The 7,458-nt window shown below is 71.3% G+C and carries 8 protein-coding genes; 3 read left to right on the top strand and 5 right to left on the bottom strand.

Annotation, left to right across the window (positions count from 1 at the left end; genetic code table 11):
• Both ESP51_RS17385 and ESP51_RS17380 read right to left on the bottom strand, forming a co-directional pair.
• Positions 1-1,743, bottom strand: a 1,743-nt coding sequence (locus tag ESP51_RS17385) for an acetyl-CoA carboxylase biotin carboxylase subunit (protein WP_241843237.1), incomplete at its 3' end; no start/stop codon positions are given.
• Positions 1,744-1,868: 125 nt separating this feature from the next.
• Positions 1,869-2,435: a TetR/AcrR family transcriptional regulator gene (locus tag ESP51_RS17380; protein WP_129522157.1), complete on the bottom strand. Its 567-nt coding sequence runs from the start codon at positions 2,433-2,435 to the stop codon at positions 1,869-1,871.
• Between the two features lie 101 nt (positions 2,436-2,536).
• Between ESP51_RS17380 and ESP51_RS17375 the strand changes: the two genes are divergently transcribed.
• Positions 2,537-3,262, top strand: coding sequence for an MBL fold metallo-hydrolase (locus ESP51_RS17375; protein WP_129522156.1), 726 nt, complete (start codon positions 2,537-2,539; stop codon positions 3,260-3,262).
• Between the two features lie 6 nt (positions 3,263-3,268).
• On the opposite strand, the gene ESP51_RS17370 is transcribed toward ESP51_RS17375, so the two are convergent.
• Positions 3,269-4,855: a carboxyl transferase domain-containing protein gene (locus tag ESP51_RS17370; RefSeq protein WP_277871091.1), complete on the bottom strand. Its 1,587-nt coding sequence runs from the start codon at positions 4,853-4,855 to the stop codon at positions 3,269-3,271.
• Positions 4,856-4,978: 123 nt separating this feature from the next.
• On the opposite strand from ESP51_RS17370, the gene ESP51_RS17365 reads away from it, so the two are divergent.
• Both ESP51_RS17365 and ESP51_RS17360 read left to right on the top strand, forming a co-directional pair.
• On the top strand, positions 4,979-5,614 hold the full coding sequence (locus ESP51_RS17365) for a TetR/AcrR family transcriptional regulator (RefSeq protein WP_129522154.1): 636 nt from the start codon (positions 4,979-4,981) through the stop codon (positions 5,612-5,614).
• Positions 5,593-6,075, top strand: coding sequence for a GNAT family N-acetyltransferase (locus ESP51_RS17360; RefSeq protein WP_129522153.1), 483 nt, complete (start codon positions 5,593-5,595; stop codon positions 6,073-6,075). The genes ESP51_RS17365 and ESP51_RS17360 overlap by 22 nt, the downstream gene beginning before the upstream one ends.
• A 39-nt stretch (positions 6,076-6,114) precedes the next feature.
• Here the strand turns inward: ESP51_RS17360 and ESP51_RS17355 are convergent, their stop codons facing one another.
• Positions 6,115-6,423, bottom strand: coding sequence for a 4a-hydroxytetrahydrobiopterin dehydratase (locus ESP51_RS17355; RefSeq protein ID WP_129522152.1), 309 nt, complete (start codon positions 6,421-6,423; stop codon positions 6,115-6,117).
• A gap of 27 nt (positions 6,424-6,450) precedes the next feature.
• On the bottom strand, positions 6,451-7,458 hold a 1,008-nt coding region (locus ESP51_RS17350), incomplete at its 5' end, for a dihydrolipoamide acetyltransferase family protein (RefSeq protein WP_164990580.1).

Here is a 7,458-nt window from a genome sequence, read left to right as displayed (position 1 = left end):
CTCGGGGTCGGCGGCGAGCGCGCCGCGCTCGACGCCCGCGCGCCGCAGTTCAGCGTGGGCGCGCCGGTCGACTCGCAGGAACGCTGCCGTCTCACCGGCACGGTGCACCCACACCGCTCCGTCGGTATCCTCGGCCACGATCGCCCGCTGGTCGCCCTGCTCGTCGGTGGGCGCGGCGTCGACGGGCCGGGGCTCGCGTGGGTGGTCGCGGGGGGCGAGCAGCACCATCGGCGCGCGGCCGACGCCCGGGCGCCATCCGGTGGCCGAACGCCAGGCGGTGGGGCCGTGGCTGGCTGCCTCGGTGCGCTCGAGTTCGTCGCGTCGTGCGATCCACCTCGCGGCGGGCTCGAGGAGTGCGGGCGACGGGTCGGACACGCTCGCCTCGGGCATCCGGTCGATGAGCCCCGTGTCGAGGTGGCCCACTCGCACAGCAGGCTCGGCGAGCAGCCGCCGGAGGAAGCCGATGTTGGTGTCGACACCGAGCACGACGATATCGGCGAGCGCGTGGTCGAGCCGCTCGATCGCCTCGGCGCGGTCGGCGCCGTGCGCGATGACCTTGGCGAGCATCGGGTCGTAGTGGGCGGTGACCTCCTGGCCGGCTCGCACCCCCGCATCGACGCGGATGCCGTCGCCCTCGGGCTCGCGCCAGACGAGCACCTCGCCCGTCGACGGGAGGAAGCCTCGGTGCGGCGACTCCGCGTAGAGCCTCGCCTCGATCGCGTGGCCGGTGAGGCGCACCTCGTGTTGCGCGAGCGCCAGTGGCTCCCCTGCGGCGATCCGCAGCTGCTGCTCGACGAGGTCGACGCCGGTGACGAGCTCGGTCACGGGGTGCTCGACCTGGAGGCGCGTGTTCATCTCGATGAAGAAGAACTCGTCGGGGGCGGCATCCGACACCAGGAACTCGACGGTGCCGGCGCCGAGGTAGCCGACGCTCCGGGCCGCGTCGCACGCCGCAGCGCCGATGCGGCTGCGGGTCGTCTCGTCGAGCAACGCGGACGGTGCCTCCTCGATGACCTTCTGGTGGCGGCGCTGCAGTGAGCACTCGCGCTCTCCGAGGTGGATCACGGCGCCTGCGGAATCGGCGAGCACCTGCACCTCGATGTGCCGGGGGCGCTCGATGAGCCGCTCGAGCAGCAGCGTGTCGTCACCGAATGCCGCCGTCGCGATCCGCCGGGCAGCCGGGATCGCCGCGGCGAGCTCTGCCGTGTCTCTGGCCACCTGCATGCCCTTGCCGCCGCCGCCCGCCGACGGCTTCACGAGCAGCGGAAAGCCGACCGCCTCACCTGCAGTGAGCAGGGCCGCGTCGTCGAGGGCCGCATCGGCGACCCCCGGCACGATGGGGACGCCGGATGCCTCGACGTGCCGCTTCGCGCTGATCTTGTCGCCCATGATCTCGAGAGCCTCGTCGCCGGGACCCACGAAGACGATGCCGGCGTCGCGGCAGGCCCGGGCGAACCCCGCGTGCTCGGAGAGGAACCCATAGCCGGGATGCACGGCCTCTGCGCCGGTTGCGACTGCGGCTGCGATGATGCGCTCAGGGTCGAGATAGCTCTGCGCGGCCGGCGCCGGGCCGATGCGCACCGCTTCGTCGGCGAGGAGCACGTGCGGCGCATCGGCGTCGGCATCGGAGTAGACGGCGATCGCGCGGATGCCGAGGCGGCGCAACGTGCGGATGACGCGCACGGCGATCTCGCCGCGGTTCGCGACGAGCACTCGTTCGAACGGGCGCGACGCCTGGGCCATGCTGTGCATCCGCCTCTCTGCGGGATCGACGTGCGCACCATCAGTTAACGCACACTAACTGGAATCGATGTTAGTGCTCGCTAACTGGAATGACAAGGGCGCGCCCGCCGGGTGCGGAGTCCGACTCAGCCGCCGGCCGGGCTCGCCACCGCGTCCGCGATGCGCGCGACGCCGTACTCGAAGGCGTGCTCGACGTCGCCCCCGAGCCGGAAGGCGCCGGCAAGCTCCATGCTCACGAATCCGTTGAGCCAGGCCGTGAAGGTTCGCGCGGCATGGAGCGCGTCGCGCTCCCCCGCGAGCGCCGCGGCCACTCGCAGCACCGGTGCGCTCGAGGCAGCGAGCGACGCCTCGTCGAGGCGCACTTCGGCGCCGAAGATGAGGCGGAATCCCGCCGGCCGCTCGTGCGCGAAGTCGCGAGCGACGCCGGCGAGCTGCCGGAGTTCGGTTCGAGGATCGTCGGCCGCCTCGTTCACCGCCCCTTCGAGGCGCGTCGCGAGCTCGCGGAGCGTGGCATGGGCGATCAGGCCGATGAGCTCGTCACGGTTTCGCACCCGCTTGTAGAGCGATGGCGCGCGAACCCCCACTCGCGCCGCGACGGCCTGCATCGTGAGACGGTCGAGCCCGTCGGACTCGAGCAGGGCGCGCCCGGCGCTCACGATTCCGTCGAGCGAGGTGCGTTCCGGTGTCGGCATGGGTGCTCCGTTCCTCGATCCACTCTAGGCTATTGACCGTAGCCATGATAGCTATGTAGCATAGCCATCACTCCCCCGTCACTGAATCGAGAACCCACCTGATGAAGCTCGGCCCCTCCCTCCACCGCATCGGCAACGACATCGTCGCCGTCTACCTCGTGGACACCCCCGAAGGCGTCACCCTCATCGACGCCGGGATGGCCGGGCAGTGGAAGGAGCTGACCGCCGAACTCGCCGCGATGGGCCGCTCGCTCGACGACGTGCGCGGCGTCGTGCTCACCCACGGCGACAGCGACCACATCGGCTTCGCCGAACGCCTCCGCCGCGACCACGGCGTGCCGGTGCACGTACACGAGGCCGACGCCGCCCGTGCGCGCGGCGAGGTCTCGACGAAGCCCGGGTGGGGGCACGTGAAGCTCGGTGCCACGGCGCGATTCCTCTGGTACGCCATGACGAAGAACGGGTTGCGAACCACGCCGCTCGCCGAGGTCGTCGACGTCCACGACGGCGACGTGCTCGACCTGCCCGGTGCTCCGCGCGTGATCTCCATGCCCGGCCACTCCCCCGGCAGCATCGCGATCCACGTTCCCGTGGCCGACGCCGTCTTCGTCGGCGATGCGCTCACCACGCGTCACGTGCTGACGGGCGCCGACGGGCCGCAGCCTGCCCCGTTCACCGACGATCCCGATACCGCGATCGCCTCGCTTCGGCGCCTCGAGGGCCTCGATGTCACGTGGGTCCTGCCCGGCCACGGCACGCCGTGGAACGGCGGCGTCGAGGAAGCCGTACGCCTGGTCACGCGCGCCGCAGCGGCGTCGGGATCGTGAGCCGCATCACATCCTGAAGAGGCCGAACGCCGGCTCGGGCAGCGGCGTGCGGCTCGCGAGCTCGAGGGCGAGGGCGAGCACCGTGCGGGTGTCGGCGGGGTCGATGATGCCGTCGTCCCAGAGTCTCGCCGTCGAATGGTATGGACTGCCCTGCGTCTCGTACTGCTCGCGGATCGGCGCCATGAACTCCTCGGCCGTGGCATCCGTCCACTCCTCGCCGCGCACCGCGAGCTGGTCGCGCTTCACGGTCGAGAGCACGGATGCGGCCTGCTCGCCGCCCATCACCGAGATGCGCGCGTTCGGCCACATCCACAGGAACCTCGGCGAGTAGGCCCGGCCGCACATCGAGTAGTTGCCGGCTCCGAACGAGCCGCCGATCACGACGGTGAGCTTGGGAACCCTCGTCGTCGCGACCGCGGTGACCATCTTCGCCCCGTGCTTCGCGATGCCGCCCGCCTCGGCATCGCGGCCGACCATGAAGCCCGAGATGTTCTGCAGGAAGAGCAACGGGATGCCGCGCTGGTCGCAGAGCTCGATGAAGTGCGCGCCCTTCATGGCCGACTCGCTGAAGAGCACGCCGTTGTTCGCGACGATGCCGACGGGGTGGCCGTCGAGGTGCGCGAACCCGGTCACGAGCGTGTCGCCGTATTCGGGCTTGAACTCGGTGAACTCGCTCGCATCGACGAGCCTCGCGATGACCTCTCGAACGTCGTACGGCTGCTGCACGTCGACCGGGACCGCTGCCGTGAGCCCCGCCGGGTCGACGGCGGGCGGGCGCGGCTCGCGCACGCACCACGCCCGGGTCGGCGGCGCCGGCAGGGTCGCGATCATGTCGCGCACGAGTTCGAGCGCATGCTCGTCGTCGTCGGCGAGGTGATCGGTGACGCCCGAGACCCGGGAGTGCAGGTCGCCGCCGCCGAGCTCCTCGGGTGTCACGACCTCCCCGATCGCGGCCTTCACGAGCGGCGGGCCGCCGAGGAAGATCGTGCCCTGGTTGCGCACGATGACGCTCTCGTCGCTCATCGCGGGCACGTAGGCGCCACCCGCCGTGCACGAGCCGAGCACCGCGGCGAGCTGCGGAATGCGGAGGGAGGAGAGCTGCGCCTGATTGAAGAAGATGCGGCCGAAGTGCTCGCGGTCGGGGAACACCTCGTCTTGCAGCGGCAGGAACGCGCCACCCGAGTCGACGAGGTAGACGCACGGCAGGCGGTGCTCCTTCGCCACCTCTTGCGCACGCAAGTGCTTCTTCACGGTCATCGGGTAGTACGTGCCACCCTTGACGGTCGCGTCGTTGCACACGACCATGACGGCGCGGCCGTGCACGAGGCCGATGCCCGTGATGATGCCGGCGCCCGGCGAGTCGCCGTCGTACATGCCGTCGGCCGCGAGCGGTGAGAGCTCGAGGAAGGGGCTTCCCTCGTCGAGGAGGCGATCGACCCGGTCGCGCGGCAGGAGCTTTCCGCGAGCGACGTGCCGTTCGCGGGAGGATTCGGGGCCGCCGAGCGCAGCGACGGCGAGCTTCTCACGCAGCTCACGCACGAGGCCGGCGTGATCGTCGGCGTTGCGCCGGGCGGACTCGCTCGTGGGCTCGATGCCCGTGTTGAGAATCAAATCCGCTCCGCCTGTCTCCGTCGACGGCGTGCCCCTTGTGCCCGGCACGCCATTTCGGTTAGTGTGCACTAACTCGATTCCCGATGTTAGCGAGCACTCACCGCAATGGCAAGCACCCTCGAACCGTACGACACGGTGGCCGACGCCGAGCTGCCCCGCACCGAGCGGAGCCGCCAGAAGGCCGATCGCCGCGCGGCGATCCTCGCCGCCGCGGCGACCCTCTTCGCCGAGCGGGGCTACGCGGGTGTCACGATCGAAGACCTCGGCGCCGCCGTCGGCGTGAGCGGCCCGGCCGTGTACCGGCACTTCCCCGGCAAGGCCGCGGTGCTCGCCGCGATCCTCCAGGGGGCGAGCCAGTCGCTCCTCGACGGCGCCGAGCGCGTGCTTGGCGAGGCGCCCGACGCCGCTCACGCGCTCCGCTCGCTCATCCGGTTCCACGTCGAGTTCTCGCTCCGCGAGGCCGATGTCATCGTCGTGCAGGACCGCGAACTCGAGCAGCTCGATCGTGGCGCCCGTCACGAGGTGCGGCTCCTCCAGCGCCGCTACGTCGAGCACTGGGTCGACACCCTCTCCAGACTCCGGCCCGATCGGGCCGAGACGGAGCTCAGGTTCCGGGCACACGCCGCCTTCGGACTCCTGAACTCCACTCCGCACAGCGCCCGCATCCCTGGGCGCCGACCGGCCGACGGCACCATCCGCGGCATCCTGGAGGAGATGGCATGGGCGAGCCTCATGTCGTGACCCTGCGCGCGACCCGCGCCGGGGATCTCGATGCACTGTTCGCGTTCGGGCAGCACGAGGAGGCGGTGCGCATGGCCGCATTCACCGTTCCCGACCCGACGGATCGCGCGACGTTCGACGCGCACTGGCGACGCCTCATCGACGATCCCGGCGTCGATGCGCGCACCATTCGCGCCGACGGAGCGATCGTGGGCAGCGCCGCCCGCTGGTTCGAGGACGGCACGCCCGAGATCACCGTCTGGATCGACCCCGAACACTGGGGCGAGGGCATCGCCACGCGGGCGATCCGGCTCTTCCTCGAAGCGCTCGGCGAGCGGCCGGTGCGAGCTCGCGTCGCGGCCGACAATGCGGGTTCGATCGCCGTGCTCGAGAAGCTCGGATTCCGCCAGGTCGGCACCGAGGTGGGCTTCGCGAACGCGCGCGGCACCGAGGTCGAGGAACGGATCTACCGGCTCGACTGAACCGGGGGCCGAGCGACTCGACGGCGCCGGCTCGCAGTGCTACTCGGCCGTTGCGCCGAGCTGATCGGCGAGCTCCCCGATGCGGAGCGCCAGTTCGACGTCGCGTGGAGTCACCCCGCCGACGTCATGCGACGACAGTGCGAACTCGACGCGCCCCCACCCCAGCCGCACGTCGGGGTGATGGTTCAATTCGTCGGCCACCACGGCGACCGCATCGAGCAGGCGCACCGCGCTGCGGAAGTCCGCCGTCGTGAACGCGCCGACGAGGTGATTCTGGGCGTGCCGGAACGCGGTGCCGTCGAGATCTTCGGTCGTGTCCGTCGGCGAGAGGATGCTGGGTCCGTCCATGCACCCATCCTCCCGCCGATCGGCGGTTCACGCCATGGTGAGCGCGAGACCCGGCTCGCGCAGGATCGATCCGATGTCGGCGAGGAACCGGGATCCCTGCGCCCCGTCGACGAGCCGGTGGTCGAACGAGAGACTCAAGGTCATGATCTCGCGCAGCGCGATCTCGCCGTTGTGTTCCCACGGCTGCCGGCGCACGGCGCCCATCGCGAGGATCGCAGCCTCCCCCGGATTCAGGATCGGCGTGCCCGCGTCGATGCCGAAGACCCCGATGTTCGTGATCGAGATCGTGCCGCCGCTGAGGTCGGCCGGGCCGGTACGGCCAGCTCGTGCGGTCTCGGCGAGAGCGGTGACGGCGTCGGCGAGCTCGATGAGGGTCATCCGCTCGGCGCCCTTGATGTTCGGAACGACGAGTCCGCGCTCGGTCGCGGCGGCGATGCCGAGGTTGACGCCGGCGTACTGCACGATCTCCTGCGCCTGCTCATCCCAGCGCGCGTTGACCTCGGGCGTGCGCCGGGCGGCGATGCAGAGCGCCTTCGCGACGACGGCGAGGGGCGTGACCTTGTGGCCGGCGAATGCGCGGTCGTCGCGGATGCCGCGGAGCAGCTCCATCGTGCCCGTCACGTCGACCGTGAGGAACTCGGTGACGTGCGGTGCCGTGAAGGCGCTCCGCACCATCGCGGCCGCGGTGTGCTTGCGCACGCCCCGGATGGGGATCCTCGTCTCCGCCGGCCGGGCCGCTCCGGCGTCACGCGGCTCTTCGGTAGGCGGAGAGGGGTGGCTGCCGGATGCCGCGAGCTCGACATCGGCACGCGTGATCAACCCGCGCTCCCCCGTGCCCGTCACCTGCTCGAGCTCGATGCCGAGGTCGCGCGCGAGCTTGCGCACCGGCGGCGTGGACCGCGGACGCTCGGGGGCACCCGTCGAGAGGCCGGCGGGAGTCGCCACGACGGACGCGCCGGCATCCGACGCGGGGGCGACGTCGAGGTCGTGGTCGGCGTCGGAGGCGGCCGGCATCGGCGGCACGAGGTCGGCGGC

This window comes from Agromyces albus (assembly GCF_004134825.1).
Taxonomy (GTDB): domain Bacteria; phylum Actinomycetota; class Actinomycetes; order Actinomycetales; family Microbacteriaceae; genus Agromyces; species Agromyces albus.
This window is presented reverse-complemented; position numbering and strand designations above follow the sequence as displayed.

Bases quoted from the DNA above. Each gene is read 5' to 3' on its own strand.
- ESP51_RS17375 (WP_129522156.1), top strand. From the start codon at position 2,537: ATGAAGCTCGGCCCCTCCCTCCACCGCATCGGCAACGACATCGTCGCC.
- ESP51_RS17380 (WP_129522157.1), bottom strand. From the start codon at position 2,435: ATGCCGACACCGGAACGCACCTCGCTCGACGGAATCGTGAGCGCCGGG.
- ESP51_RS17360 (WP_129522153.1), top strand. From the start codon at position 5,593: ATGGGCGAGCCTCATGTCGTGACCCTGCGCGCGACCCGCGCCGGGGAT.
- ESP51_RS17355 (WP_129522152.1), bottom strand. From the start codon at position 6,423: ATGGACGGACCCAGCATCCTCTCGCCGACGGACACGACCGAAGATCTC.
- ESP51_RS17365 (WP_129522154.1), top strand. From the start codon at position 4,979: ATGGCAAGCACCCTCGAACCGTACGACACGGTGGCCGACGCCGAGCTG.